Below are 14,814 nucleotides of genomic sequence, written 5' to 3'. Positions count from 1 at the left end.
TGCCCTGCACCACTAGGGTGCGTTCGTGCTGATGAACGGTGAGGACCCCCGCCCCGACCACGGTGCGGTCCGCGAGATTTTCGACGCTTCCGAGGCCGCGAAGCTCGAGTACGAACCCTCGATGGACGGCGACGCCGACCCCGGCGAGGTCGTCTGGGCCTGGGTGCCCTTCGAAGAGGACGCGAACCGCGGCAAGGACCGCCCGCTGCTGGTCGTGGGCCGCGCCAAGGGCGAGCTGGTCGCGCTGATGCTCTCGTCGAAGGAGCCGCGCGACGACTACCTGGAGCTGGGCGCCGGCGCGTGGGACCGCGAGGGCCGCCCCTCCTACCTGCGCCTCGACCGCGTCTTCGCCCTCGACTCGGACGACGACATCCGCCGCGAGGGTGCCGTGCTGGCACCCGCCGCCTTCGGCCAGGTCGTGGACGCCCTACGCGAACGTCACGGCTGGCGCTGAACGAACGCACGCCACGCGGGTGCGCTGAACATCAGCGTGCCCGCGCCGGCGTTCTTGGAGTCACGAACGAGCACGTCCTGAGCGAACGACACCTCGACGCAGTTGCCGTCCTCGGTCGCGCCGCTGTACTTGCTCTTACGCCAGACGCGGTCCTCGTCCATCGAATTCCTCTCGCGGTGGGCTGACGTACTCGGCCAGCTTCCTCCGCGATTGTTCCGCATCCAACGCGACCTTCTCCAGGTGTTCGAAGAGCAGCCGGGTCCGCGCGATAGCGCCTGGATCTTGCACGAACACGTTCACCAGGTCGGTCTCGCCGAAGGCCACCGGCAACGACTTCTCGTACTCCCACAAGACACACCCGAACGACGGAACCACCACTTCCGCAGGCACGAGCCGGATGACCTGCGCACTGAACAGCAGCCGGGCGTACTGGTCCTCCATGATTCGCGCGTCTCCGACCTGCCGCAGCGCCAGCTCATGGACGTAGAACAAGCAATCCGGAGGATTGCGTCGCAGAAGAACCGCCTGACGGTCTATGCGGAACTGGACGGCCGTAGGAATGCGCTCCTCGGCCACGAACCCACCAAGTCGGTACAGGGCATCGGCGTACTCCGGCGTCTGCACCAGCCCTGGCACGGTGTGCGGGTCATAGCTGGTGATCGTCTTGGCCGTCGACTCGGCGAAGGCGAGCGTCCGCAGGTTGCCCGACACCTGCACGATGTACTCGTCGAACGCGTCCTTGTACTGGCGGCGAAAATCCTCGAAGTAGTCGATGTCCTTGCCGCACATCGTCAGGTACTGCACCAGGTCGATCTCGCTCGCGCGCGCCTTGCCCTTCTCGACGTTGGTCACCTTGCTCGCGTGCCAGCCCAGCCGCGCCGCCATCTGGGCACCACCGAACTCCGTGCAGGTCTCCCGAAGCCGGCGCAGCTCGTCGCCCAGAGCCCTGCTGCACACCGTCGCCGTGATCACAGTCATAGGTTCGACGCTAGGTCTTGCCCCAGCTCCAAGAAACAGGCTCGTTCGGGTGAAAACTAGGCGATCTCCACCTCGGCCTCGCAGTTCACGGGCGCGTTGAGCGGAATGGCCATGCCGATCGACGAACGGGCGTGCGCGCCGATCTCCGGGCCGTACAGCTCCAGGATCAGGTCGGAGTAGCCGTTGGTGACCCGTGGCGTCTGGTCGAAGCCGGGCGCGACGTTGACCATCGCGAAGACGCGCAGCCAGGCGGTCACCCGGTCCAGGTCGCCGAGAGCCCGCTGCAGGCTGGCCAGGTGCGCCAGCGCGACGCGGCGGGCGGCCTCGTAGCCCTCCTCGACCGAGACCTCGGTGTCCACATGACCCAACGGCCCGGCGAGCGTGCCGTCGTCGTTGAGCGGGACGTGCCCGGAGATGTAGGCGCGGTTGCCGCGCACGCGCACCCATTCGAACGGCAGCACGACACCCGGCGGCGGTTGCAACGGCGCGGGCAGGCGCAGGCCCATCTCCTCCAGCTTGGCTTCGATCTTCATCTCGTGACCTCCTCGTCCAGCTCGGGCAACGCGATGGCGTTCTCCTGCTCGTCGGGATCGGTGCGCGCGAGGACCGCGACGGCGGGTTCGGTGCCCTTGTTGGCGGGTAGGTGCGGCACACCACTTGGGATGTAAAGGAAATCGCCCGCACGCGCGACGACGTGTTCTTCCAGTCGTGCGCCGAAGAACAGCGTCAGCTCGCCGCTCAACACGTACGCGGCGGATTCGTGCCCCTCGTGCAGATGGGCCCGAGCGAACGCGCCAGGCGGCAGGGAGGCGAGTTCCAGGCACAGGGCGCGGGAACCGGCGCTGGCCGCCGAGATCCCGGCCCCGTAGGTGACACCGGTCGAGCCGACCGAGCCGGCGCCGGAACGGATGAGCACGCACTTGTCCACTGGTCACTCCTCACGCCAGGTCCAGCCAGTAGGCCTGCGCCTGCCACGAGAACTCGGGCGGCAGCGGCCTGCCGATGAACATCTCGCCGACCTCGATGTCGTCGTCGGGACGGCGCTCGAAACCGAGACTGCGGTAGAGCCGGGTCGCCGATGTCATGAACGACGCCGTGTGCAACCCGATCGCTTTCGCGCCACACAGCCGTGCTCTGCGTATGCACTCCACGGCGAGAGAACGGCCCACGCCAAGACCACGGGCATCCGCACGGACAGCGAGCGCACGGATCGACGCCCACCCCTCTGGCCAGTGCTCCAACGACGAGCGCGTGGCCTCGGGATACAGCGCGACGGTCCCCACGAGCAGTCCGTCGTGGTCCGCGACGATCAGCTGGGAGTCCACGAGCCTGCTCCGGACGTCGACGATCTCGCCCAGGTAGCGAGGCCAGGCGTCGTCGCTCAGCCGCGGGCGGAAGGCCGCGTAGACGTCGGCCAGCAGCGCGGCGACGGCGGCGGGCTCGTCGGGCGTCGCGTCACGCACGACCTGTCGAGTTGCAGGATCCATGGCGGCGGCTCCTATACTCCCAACTGGAGTAAATTTCCTCCAGTTGGGAGTATTCGTCAAGTGAAGATGACGACGACTACCTACGTGATCCTGGGGCTGCTCGCGCTGCGCCGCTGGTCGACCTACGAGCTGGCGCAGCAGATGAAACGCAGCATCCGGTACTACTGGCCGCGCGCCGAGAGCCACCTCTACGAGGAGCCGAAGAAGCTCGTCGCCCTCGGCCTCGCCACGGCCACGAGAGAGGACGTCGGTCGTCGGCCGCGCACGGTCTACGAGATCACCGAGGCGGGCCGCGGCGCGTTGACGGCCTGGCTCGCCACGCCCGGCAGCGGGCCGCTGGTCGAGTTCGAGGGTCTGGTCAAGGTCCTCTTCGCCGAGCAGGGCACGAAGGACCAGCTGCTCGGCACCATCGCGGCGATCCGCGCGGACGCCGAAGCCGCCCGCGAGCACCACGCCGAGCTCGGCACCGACCTGCTGGTGACCGGCGGCCCATTCCCCGAACGACTGCACGTGAACTCACTGGTGCTCAAGTTCATGTGGGAGCAGGCCGAGGCCGTCCGGCGCTGGGCGGAATGGGCGGAGGGCGTCGTCAGCGAGTGGCCGGACACCGCCCCGCGCACCGGAGATCAGGCGAGGCGGGTGATATCGACGGTGACCTCCAGCACCGTCGACGCTCCTCCGGAGTAGATGCCCTTCAACGGCGCCACATCGGCGTAGTCACGCCCCAACGCCACCCAAACGTGTCGTGGCCCCACCGGAATCGCGTTCGTGGGGTCGTACCCCCACCACCCGCCGGTCCACGCCTCGATCCACGCGTGCGACTCGCCGCGCACTGTCTCTCGCAGCGCGCCGTCTTTCTTCGTGTGCAGGTACCCGGACACATAGCGCGAAGGAATCCCCATGCCGCGCAACAACACCAACGTCAGATGCGCGAAGTCCTGGCAGACGCCCTTCTTCTCCCGCCACGCGTCGACGGCCGAACTGTGCACGCCCGTCGACCCCGGCTGGTACTTGAGCTGCTCCCACACCCATTGCGAGGCAGCCAAAACCGCGTCAGACGGCGACAGCCCCTTCTTCAGCTCGCGCGCCTTGGCCAGCAGCTCGCGGTTGCGCGGCGTGTAGCGCGTGGGCTCCAGGAACTCCGTGTACCGGTCGACGAGGTTCTCCTCGCGCATGTCCGCCCATGTGCCAGTGGTGATGGGTTCGATCTCACCGCTCGTCTCCACCACCGACGACGCGACGACCTTCAGCTCCTTGTGCGGCGCGTGGAGGTCGAACGACGTGACTTCAGTGCCCCAGTAGTCGGTGTACCGGTACGCACGGGTCGCCGGGTTCGTCTCGACGCGTGACACCACCACGTTCTGACGGCGGTCACCGCGCGGTGTCAGCCGCGCCTCGTTGTACGACTGCACCACCGGCGCCTCGTACCGATAGCCCGTCGTGTGCACAACACGCACTCGCCAGCTCATGGTCACACCACCTCGGCGTTCGTCCAGGCGACCCACGGCGCCGAGTGGAAGTACTGCTGCGACACGGCCTCACCGACGTCGCGAACCGTCTTTTGGAGCGCGGCCAATCGCTTCGGCAAGTCGGGCAACAGGTCGTGCGGCCTCAGGAACTCCAGGTCACTGCGAGCCTTGCCGAGCAACCGCAAAGCCTCCGCTCGCGCGCCGACCCGCACCGACGGCTGGTTCTCCAGCTGTTCCAGGCACGCCTCGGCCTGGCGCAGCGCGTGGAACACCGACCGCGGGAACAGTCTGTCCAACAACAGGAACTGCACCACCCGCGACGCGTCCAACGCACCGCGATAAGTCCGCAGATACGTGTCGTGCGCGCCTGCCGAGCGCAAAACCGTTACCCAGCCAGGAGAAGAAGCCTTGTCGCCAACGCGCGCGAGCAGCAACCGCACGATCATGTCGACGCGCTCGACCGAGCGCCCGAGCACGAGGAACCGCCACCCGTCATCGCGCGACATCGTGGAGTCCGCGAGCCCTGCGAACATCGCCGCCCGTTCCTCCACGAAGCTGAAGAACGCGTGCGGCCCCATCGTGCGCGCGTAGGTCTGCCGTTCCGCGACGGCGTTCCACATCGCGTTGAGGCACTCCCACATTTCGGTCGACACGACCTCGCGCGCACCACGTGTGTTCTCGCGCGCGCTGTTCACCGACGAGACGATCGAGCTGGGGTTGTCCTTGTTGTACGCCACCAGTTCCGTCAGCGACCACACGTCGAACTGGTCGGCCCCGACCGGCGGCGTGATCCCGAGAACCGTCAGCAGCTGCCGTGACGTCGCGTCCGGGTCGACCGTCGCGTCCTCGAGCAGCTGGTGGACCGAGACGTCCAGGATGCGCGCCGTGTCGTCCGCCCGTTCGACGTAGCGGCCGATCCAGTACAGCGACTCCGCGTTGCGTGCCAGCATTTCGCGCGCCTCCTTACTGCTGCTGTTGCTGCTGGGAAGTGGTCAGCTCGGGCCCTTGCTCGGCGATCGCCGACTCCATCGCGGCGGTCGGCGCCAGCCCGGGTTCCGCCAGCTCGCGCTCCACAGTGGACGACTTCGGAGCGAGCACCCAGGTGTCCTTCGACCCGCCACCCTGCGACGAGTTCACCACCAGGCTGCCCTCCGGCAACGCCACGCGCGTCAGCCCACCGGGCAGCACGAAGATGAAGTTGCCGTCGTTCACCGCGAACGGCCGCAGGTCGACGTGCCGCGGCGCCAGCTTGTCGCCGACCTTCGTGGGCACCGTCGACAGCTGCACCACCGGCTGCGCGATCCACCCGCGCGGGTTGTTCTTGATCCGCTTCCGCAGCGAGTTCAGCTCCTTGGGCGACGCGTCCGGCCCGAACACGATCCCGTACCCGCCAGAGCCCTCGACGGGCTTCACCACGAGCTCGTCGAGCTGGTCGAACACGTGCGCCCGCTCGTCGGGCAGCCAGCACCGGAACGTGTCGACGTTGGGCAGCAACGGCTTCTCACCGAGGTAGTACTGCACGATCTCCGGCATGTAGGTGTAGACGAGCTTGTCGTCCGCCACCCCGTTGCCGACCGCGTTGGCGATGACAACGTTGCCCGCCCTCGCGGCGTTCAACAGCCCCGCGATGCCCAGCACCGAGTCCGGCCGGAAATGGACCGGGTCCAAGAAGTCGTCGTCGATGCGCCGGTAGATGACGTCGACCTGCCGCTCGCCCTCGGTCGTCCTGAGGTAGACGAAGTTGTCGCGGCAGAACAGGTCGCGCCCCTCGACCAGCTCCACACCCATCTGCCGCGCCAGCAGCGAGTGTTCGAAGTAGGCGGAGTTCGCCAGGCCAGGCGTCAGCACCACAACGTTCGGATCCGCAGCGTTGGGCGCCGCCGCGTTCCTCAAGGCCCTGAGCAGGTGCACCGCGTAGTCACCCACCGCGCGCACGCGATGCCGTGCGAACAAGTCCGGGAACACGCGCGCCATCGTCCGGCGGTTCTCCATGACGTACGAGACGCCGGACGGACACCGCAGATTGTCCTCAAGAACCCGGAACACACCCTGCTCGTCCCGAACGAGGTCGACGCCCGCGACGTGGATGCGCACCCCGTTCGGCGGGTTGATGCCGGCCGCCTCGCGGTGGAAGTGCTCGCACGACGTAATGAGACGCCTCGGCAACACTCCATCCCGGACGATCTGAGCGTCGCCGTAGATGTCCGCGAGGAACATCTCCATCGCCCGCACCCGCTGCACGATGCCGCGTTCGAGCTTCGTCCACTCACTCGCCGTGATGATGCGCGGGATGAGATCGAGCGGGAACGGCCGCTCCTGACCGGACAGCGAGAACGTGATGCCCTGGTCCACGAAGGCCCTGCCGAGGGCCTCCGACCGCGCGTTCAGGTCGTTGACCTGCGACGGAGCCACCGACTCGTACAACGCGCGGTACGCACTCCGCACCCCGTTGTCGGTGGAGAACATCTCGTCGTAAGCCCCCGCGTGCGGTCGCGCGGGGTTGAGATAGCCGTTGAACAGCTCACCGAGCCTCGGCGTGGTGACCGTGCGGCTGCGGCGCAGTCCTGAGGTGCGGGCTCGGCGTTCCATGGTCCACATCTTCACCCTGTTCAGCCCGTTTTCGCACTAGTCCGACCGGACAGAAACCTCCGCGAAACGAAACTCGGTACTTTCCCAGGCGTGACCTCAGCCGCGGGTGTGCCCGAGATGGAGCTCGAACGCACCATCGAGTTCGGCACGCCCATCGTCGGTCTCGCGGCCAACAGCGACCCGACGAGCCCTCAGCTGGTGGTCCACTTCGACGACCGGCCTCCTGAGGTCGTGGACGCCCTGACCGGCTCGCACGAACCAGTTCGCGACTCCCGCGGCAGGGTCTACGGCGCGGCGGTGTCGCTGCAGATCGCGGACCTCTCCGCCAGGGCAGAGGGCACGGAGATCGTCGTTTCCCAGAACTCCGCGGAGCTCCACCGGCTGACCGGGCACAGCACTCCGGTGACCTCGCTCGCCGGATATCCGGACTCGGGCGGGCCGTGGCTGGTGTCGGGAAGCGAGGGCGGCTCCGTCCGGCTCTGGCACCCGCGCACCGGCAAGCTGCTCAGCCGGAGCCGGCCGTCCCGCGTCTCGACGCTGGTGACGTATCGCGGTCGCGACGGGCGTACCCGCATCGCGTCCGGCGGCACGACCGGCAGGCTGCGCATCTGGGTCGCCCACGTGGTCCTGTCGCCGTTCATCGGTGCGGTGACCACGCGCGGATTCAGTGACCGCGTCGCGACGGAGGACCTGCTCGGCCGCGGCACGCTCGTGGACGCACTGCGAGACGTGTTGCGTCCGGACGATGTGGACGACGGTCCGACCGTGCTCACCGTCGAGGGCGCTTGGGGTTCGGGCAAGAGCACGCTGCTGGAGCTGCTCAAGAACAGGTTGCCGACGCCGCCCACGTCCGTGCGGAAGCGGCTCTGGTTCACCGTGTGCATGGCGGATCGGATGCTCTACTCGCCGCCAGATGGCATGAAACCACCCCTGCGCAGGCCCACGAAGCTCAAGCCGATGATGAAGCCGCTCGTGGTGTCGTTCAACCCGTGGCGGCACCAGTCGAGCGAACAGGTCTGGGCAGGACTCGCGAAGGCCGTCACCGAGGCCACCGAGTCCGCGATCATGCCGCACCGCAACAACGTCGAGCGCTACTGGTTCTCCCGCAACGCTCGACGCGTCGACCGCCGGCACCTGCAACGCCAGCTGTGGAAGCGAATCCTGTCGCCGCTGCTGACGTTGGCGGGACTGGGTTTCGGCCTGTCGGTGCTGAACGCGTTGGCCAAGTGGAACTTCGGCTGGGCGTGGTGGGTGACCGCGGGCCTGGCAGGCGCCGGCGTGCTGCACACGGCGTTCAGATACTTCTTCGGCAAGGCATCGGCGTTCCTGCCGGGCGAGCTGTTCGCAGGCCCGGTCGTCAGCAACGCTTTCTCCGGCACCACAACGGATCCGTTGATCCGCGACCCGTACTACAACGCCCGTTCCGGCTATCTCTACCTGGTGCAGCACGACGTTCGCGAGCTGCTGCACGACCTGCAGATGCACGACTACCGGGTCATCCTGATGATCGACGACCTCGACCGCTGCACGCCGCGCACCACGGCCCAGGTGTTCGAGGCGATCAACGTGTTCCTGTCCGACGACTTCCCTGCCACGAGATTCGTGCTGGGCCTGGACACCACCGTGGTCGCGGCACACGTCGACAACGCCTACAAGGAGCTCGCCGACGCGAAGATCGTGACGCACCCGGACGACCCGAGTCCGGGGTGGACGTTCCTGCGCAAGCTGGTGCAACTACCCGTCCGGCTGCCGCGCACGACCGAGGACAACGTCGACCAGATCCTGCTCGCCCACCTCGGCCCGGTGCACACCGACGACGCCGGACCGGCGCCGACACTGCCTCCTCTGCCAACCTTCGAGCCTGGAGAACTCGACGGGTTGTTGTTGAACTCGGAGGACTTCGAGAGGGTCGTCATCGCGATCGAGCAGCACGCGGACGTGCGCGAACACCTCCTGCGGCGCCTCAGGGCACAACCGGAGCAGTCGGTGCGCGAGGAGAAGCGGCTGCTCAACGTCTGGCAGTTCTACCTGCGCGTGCTCCTGTCGGTCGACGTCGAGCAGGCGTGCCACCTGGTCGCCGTCGCCGAGATCGCGACCAGGTGGCCCGCGTACCTGCACCGGTTGCGCGGTGCGTGGCAGGACCTGGCTGACGCGGTCGGCGACGACGTCCGGTGGGGCGCGGCGATCGCCAAGCTCGGGTTCGCCTACTCCGATCGCAAGGCCGCGCAGAACCTGCGTGAGTTGCTGCGCGACTGCGATGCGCAAGCGGTTGCGGGCCTCGCGAACAGGTTGTTCTAGATCCGCACCTTCAGGACCGAGCCCGAGGCGTGGGTGACGAACATAGTGCGCGTGCCTGGCAGGAAACGGGCCGCGGTCGGGTTCTTGAGACCGGACAGCAGGGTGCAGTGGGCCCCGGTCCACGGGTCGACCTTGATCAGCTCGCCGCTGGTGTAGGCGGTGACGTAGAGCATGCCGTCCGGGCCTACGGCGAGGTCGTCGAGGCCCTTGTCCGGGGCGCCCAGTTCGAGGCGGGTCTGGCGGTCGCCGGTGATGCGGACGATGGCGGACTTCGGGTCGATCAGGATGTTGGTGAAGACGGTGTTGCCGATGGTGACGATGCCGTTGGGGTAGGCGATGTCGAGGTGGCGGACCAGTGCGCCGCGGCGGTCGAACTCGTACAGGCCGGTGAACGGGTCGGAGACGTAGAGGTGACCGCGGGCGTCGAACTCGGCGCCGTTGGCGGAACTCAGGGTGTCGCCGCCGATCCAGACCTCCGGCTTCGGGGTCAGGCGGACGACGCCGGACGGCTGGGGGCGGGTTTCCGGGTTGTCGTTGCCGAAGTTGACGTACAGGCCACCAGGCCCGCGCCGGATCGCACCAGGTGCGCGCAACGGGATGGACTGCAGGAACGTGCCGTCGAGGCGGTACTGCTCGACGGCGTTGCCGGTGAGGTTGGAGAGCCAGATGGTGTTGCCGTCGAACTCCAGGTTCTCGTACCAGGTGTTCGCCGTGTGGAAGGTCGAGACGGACGGCGTCGAGCAGCGGATCGGTGAGGCGTGAGCCGGTACCGCCATCGTCGACAACAAGAGGCACATCAACGCGAAGATCCTCATGACCTGAAGCTAGCGAGGCTGCCGCTCACTCGGCGAGGTCTGTTCCGATGCCCAGCGGCAGCCAGCGAACCCGGACATCAGAGGCGGCGAAAGCCGACTCGGCGGCGGCGCGGCCTTGGTGGAAGTGCTGCCAGCCCTCGTAGTGCACGGGGACGACCGTGCGCGGCCGCACCAGGCGGCACAGTTCGACGGCGTCGGCCGCGGTCATCGTGTACTGCAGCGGGCCGCTGATCGGGAAGCGCACACCGCCGAGGTGGATCAGGGCCAGGTCGACCTGGACACGGCCGGCGACCTCGCGGACGCCGTCGTACAGCACGGTGTCTCCGGAGATCCACAACGCGCCGTGCTCCTGGCCGTCCCAGCGCAGGGCGAAACCGATGACGTCACCGGTGATGGGACGGGACAGGGGTGGACCGTGCCGGCACGGTGTCGCGGTGATCTCGATCGACGGTCGGCCAGGAGCGTCCAGAAGAGTGGTGGCCCACGGGGTGAGGCCGCGTCCGCCCAGCCTCTGAGCGCCGGAAGCAGTGGTCACGACCGTGCCGACCGTGGTGAGCAGGGCGCGGCCGGCGTCGTCGAGGTTGTCGGCGTGGTGGTCGTGGGTGAGCAGCACGGCGTCGATCGGCCCGAGGTCGCGGGCGTTGATCGCCGGGCCGGTCAGCTTGCGCGACGACGTGCCCCAGCCGAAGGAGTACCTGCGGCCGGGGGCGTCGAACGTCGGATCGGTGAGCAGGCGCCATCCGCGGACCTCGATGAGGACCGTGGGTCCACCGATGTGCGTGATGCGGACGTCTTTCACCAGCCTGCCTGCTCCACGGCCCAGGCCAGGACGTCGTCGGCGACCTGTTCCCAGCCCTTCTGCGCGGGCAGCAGGTGGGCCATGCCCTCGTACTCCCTGACCTCGGTGACGGTGTCCGACTTGTAGTGCTTGGCGTTCGACCGTTGCACCGACGGCGGCATGATGTGGTCCTCGCTGCCGGACACGAACAGCAGCGGCGCGCGCTTGTCGTTGTGGTAGTCGACGTGGATGTCCTGCGGGCCGGGGATGAAGTTGGCGAGGACGCTGCCCCACAGGATCCGCCCGGACGCCGGGATGTGATAGCGCTGGTAGAGCTCCAGCGACTCCTCCTCGGTGAAGGTGTTCGTGAACGCGTAGCGCCACTGTTCCGGGGTGAGGCCGACCGCCTTGTGCCGGTTGGCCGGGTTCTTCAGCACCGGCAAAGTCGACTTGATCTGGGACAACGGGGTGACGAGCACGCCCTCGGTCGGCGCGGAGTTGAGTGCCACGCCGGCCGCGCCGAAGCCGTGGTCGAGCAGCACCTGGGTGAACGCGCCGCCCGCGGAGTGACCGATGATGATCGGCGGTTCGTCGAGCTGCCTGATGACGGACTCGAGGTGCTCGACGATCTCGGGCGCGGTGACGTCCTCGATCGGTGACGGGTCGGCGTTGAGCGCCTCGACCTCCACCTCGAAGCCCGGGTAGGAGGGCGCGACGACGTGGTAGCCGGCGCGCTGGTAGTGGTCGACCCAGTGCTCCCAGCTGCGCGGCGTCACCCAGAAACCGTGGACCAGGACGATGGACTTCATGGCGCAGCCTCTCCGCAGTCGGGAGATCCGAGCCTAAGATCGGACAAGCGCGCCGAATCGGTCCACAACGCCGTGCCGTCGGCTCACACCGCCGCGTGACAGGGGGAGGTGGCATGGCCGTTCTGCTCGACACCGCGACGCTTCCGCCACGCGAACGGCGGGACGCGCTGATCACCACGATGCTCGAGGCGTCCGGGGTGACGCGGGTCGACGTGGAGGACGAACCGGTGCGGGCCAGGGTGGACCTCTGGTCGTTCGGCACCGCCTCGATCCTGCGCGCGGAGGCGAGCGGGTTCGCCAACGTCCGCACCGCGAAGGCCGCGCGTGCCGCGTCGGGTGAGCACATCGCCATCGGGGTGCACGAACACGGTGTGGCCCGCTACCAGGCAGGGACGATCACTCGGGCAGTACCGGCCGGGGAGATCCTGGTCGTCGACGTCAGCAAGCCGTTCACCTTCGGGTGGCGTGGTTTCGGCGCGGCGCAGTCGCTCAACACGTGGACCGAGGACCTGGCGCTGCCGGCCGATCTGGTGCGGAGAGCAGCTCTGCGACTGAGATCGAGTCCGCTGTACGGGCTGTTCAGCCGCCACATCCTGGACATCACCCGGAACGCGGACCAGCTCAGCGGCAGTCCGGCGGCGGGCATGCTGGGGGCCGCGAGCATCGAGCTTGCCCGCGCGCTCATCGCCACGGCCGTCGACGACGCGGCCGAAACCCGCGAGGTCGTCGAGCAGACGCTGGTCGTCCAGATCCGCGCCTACGTCCGCCAGCACCTGCGCGATCCGGACCTCGGGCCTGCTTCGATCGCCGCCGCTCTCTCGATCTCGCCTCGCCACCTGCACCGGGTGTGCGCCAACGCCGGGCTGCGGCTGGAGCAGTGGATCATCACCAGCCGGCTCGACCGCGCGAAGGCCGAGCTGGTGCACCCGAGTGCGCGGCACCGGTCCATCGGCAGGGTCGCGGTGGGCTGGGGTTTCAAGGACCCCACCCACTTCAGCCGCCGGTTCCGGGCCGCGTTCGGCATGCTCCCGAGCGAGTGGCGGCGCAGCGCCGAGTAGCTGTCGTGTTGCTGTCAGTGATTTGTTTCAATTCGAACGACTGCTACGTTCGGGCCCATGCCGAACTCCCGTCGTGCCTTCTTCAAGACCGGCGCGGTGGCCATCGCGGGAGGTGCGGCTGTGTCGGCCGCACCCGTGGCGAAGGCCGGACCGTTGCAGGTCACGCCCGCTTGCGCGGGCCACGAGACGCCGCCCGCGCTGGACGGCCCGTTGTTCAAGCCGAGCTCGCCCGAGCGCACGAACCTGGTCACGCCGAGCGTGCGCGGCGTGCGGCTGGATCTGCGCGGGCTGGTCTACAGCCCGCAGTGCGCTGTGATCAGCGGGGCGTTGCTCGACTTCTGGCAGTGCGACCAGAACGGTGACTACGACACCGTCGGGTTCGGGCTGCGCGGGCACCAACGCACCAACAGCCGCGGCGAGTACCACCTCAACACGATCATCCCGCGCGACTACTTCGGGCAGTGGGGGTGGCGGGCGCCGCACATCCACGTCCAGATCCAGGCTCCTTCCGGGCCGCCCTTGGTGACCCAGCTGTACTTCCCGGACGACACGCAGGCGTACGGGCGTGACTTCGCCGCTTTGAACGCCGGGGACGAGTTCATCAACCGGGTCTGCACGATCCAGGTTCAGCGGGCCGGCGCGGGCTATCGCGGCACGTTCGACTTCGTGATCAAGACGACGGTGGGTGCGCCGTGAAGCTCGCGCTCTTGGTCAGCCTGACTCTGATCGCGCCCACTTCCTCCGGTGTGTGGGAGGAGACGCCTGTCCCGCTGGCGAAGGGCGACATCAACGCCGTTGCCGCTTTGGGCTCGAATGCCTGGGCTACCGGCTATGAGCTGACGTCGTTGCGGACGCTGGAATCCGTGGTGCTGCGGTGGGACGGTTCCACGTGGCAGAAGCAGGCGCCGCTGCCGAAGCAGGCGTTGCCCAAGGCGATCGCGGTCGGCGGCTCGTCGGACATCTGGCTCGCCGGCCGCACCGAGGATCTGAAGGCCGAGGCTTTGGAGACCGTGCACTGGGACGGTTCTGCCTGGTCGAGCCACTCGTTGGCGGTGAACCCGGTGAGCGGGCCGCCGGACGTGATGGGTGGCGTGATGCCCGAGGCGATCGCTGCCGTGTCGGGAAAGGCGTGGGCTGCGGGACGCGCGTGGCGCAACACGATCAGCACCGGGGTTCCTGCTTTGCAGTCGTGGAATGGCACCACGTGGCAGCACGTGGCGTTGCCCGATGTCGGACCGGGCGAGCTTGTCAGCGTGACGGCTCGGGCCGCTGATGACGTGTGGGCGGCCGGTGTGGCATACACCAACCCGCAGACTCCCCTGCTGTTCCACTTCGACGGCTCGTCCTGGCAGCGGGTCGAGGTGCCCGGTCAGGGTGCGTGGCTGAGCGGTGTGACTTCCTTCGCTGCCAACGATGTGTGGGTCGTGGGCGGCAAGTCCGGTGAGCGCGGTGATCTTCCTTACGCGGCGCACTTCGATGGTCGCAAGTGGACGGTCACGCGGACGCCGCGGATCGCGGACGGTCGTTTGAAGTCCGTGGTTCGGACCGCGGACGGCAAGGTGTGGGCGGTCGGCGGCAAGGGTGACGTTTCCGTTGCGCTGCAGTGGAACGCGCCGTTGCGCACGTGGATCCGGATGTCTGCGCCCGACGTCGTGGTTCGCGGTGCCGCCGCGGCCGGAAACACGCTCTGGACCGGCGGGATCTCCAAGCACGGTGACCTCGTGCCGGCGATCTCCCGTCGTTGAGGAACGTGAAAAAGCCCTGCGGGGAGCGCTTTTGGCGCTCAACCCGCAGGGCTACATTAAGTTCGGCGGCGACCTACTCTCCCACACCGTAACCAGTGCAGTACCATCGGCGCAGAAGGGCTTAACTACCGGGTTCGGAATGGGACCGGGTGTTTCCCCAACGCTATAACCACCGAAACACTATGGAATTCACAACCTGAACCCCGATCCTGCGGGTTCGATCGGTTCTGGTTGTTCTCCCAGAACCGCACAGTGGATGCGTAGCATTTTTGTAACAAGTCCTCGGCCTATTAGTACCAGTCAGCTCCAACCGTTACCGGTCTTCCACCTCTGG

17 protein-coding genes and 1 rRNA gene are annotated in these 14,814 nt (G+C 67.8%); 6 read left to right on the top strand and 12 right to left on the bottom strand.

Annotated features, from left to right (window positions below):
• The first annotated feature begins 31 nt into the window (after positions 1 to 31).
• Entirely contained in the window at positions 32 to 454 is a 423-nt protein-coding gene (locus AB0M24_RS30715) for a type II toxin-antitoxin system PemK/MazF family toxin (protein WP_363776063.1), read from the top strand.
• Here the strand turns inward: AB0M24_RS30715 and AB0M24_RS30710 are convergent.
• The 5 genes from AB0M24_RS30710 to AB0M24_RS30690 are packed head-to-tail and all read right to left on the bottom strand — an operon-like array spanning position 439 to position 2,919.
• Positions 439 to 615 (bottom strand): DUF397 domain-containing protein, encoded by a 177-nt coding sequence (locus tag AB0M24_RS30710; RefSeq protein ID WP_363775617.1) that lies wholly within the window; start codon positions 613 to 615, stop codon positions 439 to 441. The two genes, AB0M24_RS30715 and AB0M24_RS30710, sit on opposite strands and share 16 nt — an antisense overlap.
• Complete coding sequence (locus AB0M24_RS30705; RefSeq protein ID WP_363775614.1) at positions 590 to 1,432, bottom strand: helix-turn-helix transcriptional regulator; 843 nt, start codon at positions 1,430 to 1,432, stop codon at positions 590 to 592. The genes AB0M24_RS30710 and AB0M24_RS30705 overlap by 26 nt, the downstream gene beginning before the upstream one ends.
• A 56-nt stretch (positions 1,433 to 1,488) precedes the next feature.
• Positions 1,489 to 1,965: a RidA family protein gene (locus AB0M24_RS30700; protein ID WP_363775611.1), complete on the bottom strand. Its 477-nt coding sequence runs from the start codon at positions 1,963 to 1,965 to the stop codon at positions 1,489 to 1,491.
• Complete coding sequence (locus tag AB0M24_RS30695; protein WP_363775608.1) at positions 1,962 to 2,360, bottom strand: cupin domain-containing protein; 399 nt, start codon at positions 2,358 to 2,360, stop codon at positions 1,962 to 1,964. The genes AB0M24_RS30700 and AB0M24_RS30695 overlap by 4 nt, the downstream gene beginning before the upstream one ends.
• Positions 2,361 to 2,370: 10 nt before the next feature.
• The gene (locus tag AB0M24_RS30690) at positions 2,371 to 2,919 is read right to left on the bottom strand and encodes a GNAT family N-acetyltransferase (protein WP_363775605.1); all 549 of its coding nucleotides are present in this window, start codon (positions 2,917 to 2,919) and stop codon (positions 2,371 to 2,373) included.
• Positions 2,920 to 2,985: 66 nt separating this feature from the next.
• Here AB0M24_RS30690 and AB0M24_RS30685 point away from each other — a divergent pair, with 66 nt between their 5' ends.
• A complete protein-coding gene (locus AB0M24_RS30685) occupies positions 2,986 to 3,606 on the top strand; it encodes a PadR family transcriptional regulator (RefSeq protein ID WP_363776060.1) in 621 nt (206 codons plus the stop codon).
• Here AB0M24_RS30685 and AB0M24_RS30680 read toward each other — a convergent pair.
• Genes AB0M24_RS30680 through AB0M24_RS30670 form a run of 3 tightly spaced genes read right to left on the bottom strand, consistent with a single transcriptional unit; the run spans position 3,546 to position 6,977 of the window.
• Positions 3,546 to 4,388, bottom strand: a complete 843-nt coding sequence (locus AB0M24_RS30680; protein ID WP_363775602.1) for a transglutaminase family protein — start codon at positions 4,386 to 4,388, stop codon at positions 3,546 to 3,548. The two genes, AB0M24_RS30685 and AB0M24_RS30680, sit on opposite strands and share 61 nt — an antisense overlap.
• Positions 4,389 to 4,390: 2 nt before the next feature.
• Positions 4,391 to 5,338 (bottom strand): alpha-E domain-containing protein, encoded by a 948-nt coding sequence (locus tag AB0M24_RS30675; protein ID WP_363775599.1) that lies wholly within the window; start codon positions 5,336 to 5,338, stop codon positions 4,391 to 4,393.
• Positions 5,339 to 5,351: 13 nt separating this feature from the next.
• On the bottom strand, positions 5,352 to 6,977 hold the full coding sequence (locus AB0M24_RS30670; RefSeq protein ID WP_363775596.1) for a circularly permuted type 2 ATP-grasp protein: 1,626 nt from the start codon (positions 6,975 to 6,977) through the stop codon (positions 5,352 to 5,354).
• 90 nt (positions 6,978 to 7,067) lie between these two features.
• On the opposite strand from AB0M24_RS30670, the gene AB0M24_RS30665 reads away from it, so the two are divergent.
• Positions 7,068 to 9,275 (top strand): P-loop NTPase fold protein, encoded by a 2,208-nt coding sequence (locus AB0M24_RS30665; RefSeq protein WP_363775593.1) that lies wholly within the window; start codon positions 7,068 to 7,070, stop codon positions 9,273 to 9,275.
• On the opposite strand, the gene AB0M24_RS30660 is transcribed toward AB0M24_RS30665, so the two are convergent.
• The 3 genes from AB0M24_RS30660 to AB0M24_RS30650 are packed head-to-tail and all read right to left on the bottom strand — an operon-like array spanning position 9,272 to position 11,677.
• Positions 9,272 to 10,090, bottom strand: coding sequence for a hypothetical protein (locus tag AB0M24_RS30660; RefSeq protein ID WP_363775590.1), 819 nt, complete (start codon positions 10,088 to 10,090; stop codon positions 9,272 to 9,274). The genes AB0M24_RS30665 and AB0M24_RS30660 overlap by 4 nt on opposite strands.
• Before the next feature lie 25 nt (positions 10,091 to 10,115).
• Entirely contained in the window at positions 10,116 to 10,889 is a 774-nt protein-coding gene (locus tag AB0M24_RS30655) for an MBL fold metallo-hydrolase (RefSeq protein WP_363775587.1), read from the bottom strand.
• Positions 10,886 to 11,677 carry an alpha/beta hydrolase gene (locus tag AB0M24_RS30650; protein ID WP_363775584.1) on the bottom strand — a complete coding sequence of 264 codons (792 nt, stop codon included), beginning with the start codon at positions 11,675 to 11,677 and terminating at the stop codon, positions 10,886 to 10,888. The genes AB0M24_RS30655 and AB0M24_RS30650 overlap by 4 nt, the downstream gene beginning before the upstream one ends.
• A 113-nt stretch (positions 11,678 to 11,790) precedes the next feature.
• On the opposite strand from AB0M24_RS30650, the gene AB0M24_RS30645 reads away from it, so the two are divergent.
• The 3 genes from AB0M24_RS30645 to AB0M24_RS30635 are packed head-to-tail and all read left to right on the top strand — an operon-like array spanning position 11,791 to position 14,480.
• On the top strand, positions 11,791 to 12,735 hold the full coding sequence (locus AB0M24_RS30645; RefSeq protein WP_363775580.1) for a helix-turn-helix domain-containing protein: 945 nt from the start codon (positions 11,791 to 11,793) through the stop codon (positions 12,733 to 12,735).
• Between the two features lie 57 nt (positions 12,736 to 12,792).
• On the top strand, positions 12,793 to 13,431 hold the full coding sequence (locus AB0M24_RS30640; RefSeq protein ID WP_363775577.1) for a dioxygenase: 639 nt from the start codon (positions 12,793 to 12,795) through the stop codon (positions 13,429 to 13,431).
• Positions 13,428 to 14,480, top strand: coding sequence for a hypothetical protein (locus AB0M24_RS30635; RefSeq protein ID WP_363775574.1), 1,053 nt, complete (start codon positions 13,428 to 13,430; stop codon positions 14,478 to 14,480). The genes AB0M24_RS30640 and AB0M24_RS30635 overlap by 4 nt, the downstream gene beginning before the upstream one ends.
• A gap of 60 nt (positions 14,481 to 14,540) precedes the next feature.
• Here AB0M24_RS30635 and rrf read toward each other — a convergent pair.
• A 5S ribosomal RNA gene (rrf, locus tag AB0M24_RS30630) occupies positions 14,541 to 14,657 on the bottom strand.
• Positions 14,658 to 14,814 lie beyond the last annotated feature (157 nt).

Origin of the sequence: Lentzea sp. NPDC051838, from assembly GCF_040681245.1 — a bacterium.
GTDB lineage: Bacteria > Actinomycetota > Actinomycetes > Mycobacteriales > Pseudonocardiaceae > Lentzea.
The sequence above is the reverse complement of the archived record's forward strand: the minus strand, read 5'-3'. Positions and strand labels throughout refer to the sequence as shown.

Excerpts from the sequence above, each read along its gene's own strand:
- AB0M24_RS30670 (WP_363775596.1), bottom strand. The coding sequence starts at position 6,977 with ATGGAACGCCGAGCCCGCACCTCAGGACTGCGCCGCAGCCGCACGGTC.
- AB0M24_RS30650 (WP_363775584.1), bottom strand. The coding sequence starts at position 11,677 with ATGAAGTCCATCGTCCTGGTCCACGGTTTCTGGGTGACGCCGCGCAGC.
- AB0M24_RS30680 (WP_363775602.1), bottom strand. The coding sequence starts at position 4,388 with ATGAGCTGGCGAGTGCGTGTTGTGCACACGACGGGCTATCGGTACGAG.
- AB0M24_RS30710 (WP_363775617.1), bottom strand. The coding sequence starts at position 615 with ATGGACGAGGACCGCGTCTGGCGTAAGAGCAAGTACAGCGGCGCGACC.
- AB0M24_RS30675 (WP_363775599.1), bottom strand. The coding sequence starts at position 5,338 with ATGCTGGCACGCAACGCGGAGTCGCTGTACTGGATCGGCCGCTACGTC.
- AB0M24_RS30660 (WP_363775590.1), bottom strand. The coding sequence starts at position 10,090 with ATGAGGATCTTCGCGTTGATGTGCCTCTTGTTGTCGACGATGGCGGTA.
- AB0M24_RS30685 (WP_363776060.1), top strand. The coding sequence starts at position 2,986 with ATGACGACGACTACCTACGTGATCCTGGGGCTGCTCGCGCTGCGCCGC.
- AB0M24_RS30640 (WP_363775577.1), top strand. The coding sequence starts at position 12,793 with ATGCCGAACTCCCGTCGTGCCTTCTTCAAGACCGGCGCGGTGGCCATC.
- AB0M24_RS30700 (WP_363775611.1), bottom strand. The coding sequence starts at position 1,965 with ATGAAGATCGAAGCCAAGCTGGAGGAGATGGGCCTGCGCCTGCCCGCG.
- AB0M24_RS30645 (WP_363775580.1), top strand. The coding sequence starts at position 11,791 with ATGGCCGTTCTGCTCGACACCGCGACGCTTCCGCCACGCGAACGGCGG.
- AB0M24_RS30715 (WP_363776063.1), top strand. The coding sequence starts at position 32 with ATGAACGGTGAGGACCCCCGCCCCGACCACGGTGCGGTCCGCGAGATT.
- AB0M24_RS30690 (WP_363775605.1), bottom strand. The coding sequence starts at position 2,919 with ATGGATCCTGCAACTCGACAGGTCGTGCGTGACGCGACGCCCGACGAG.
- AB0M24_RS30705 (WP_363775614.1), bottom strand. The coding sequence starts at position 1,432 with ATGACTGTGATCACGGCGACGGTGTGCAGCAGGGCTCTGGGCGACGAG.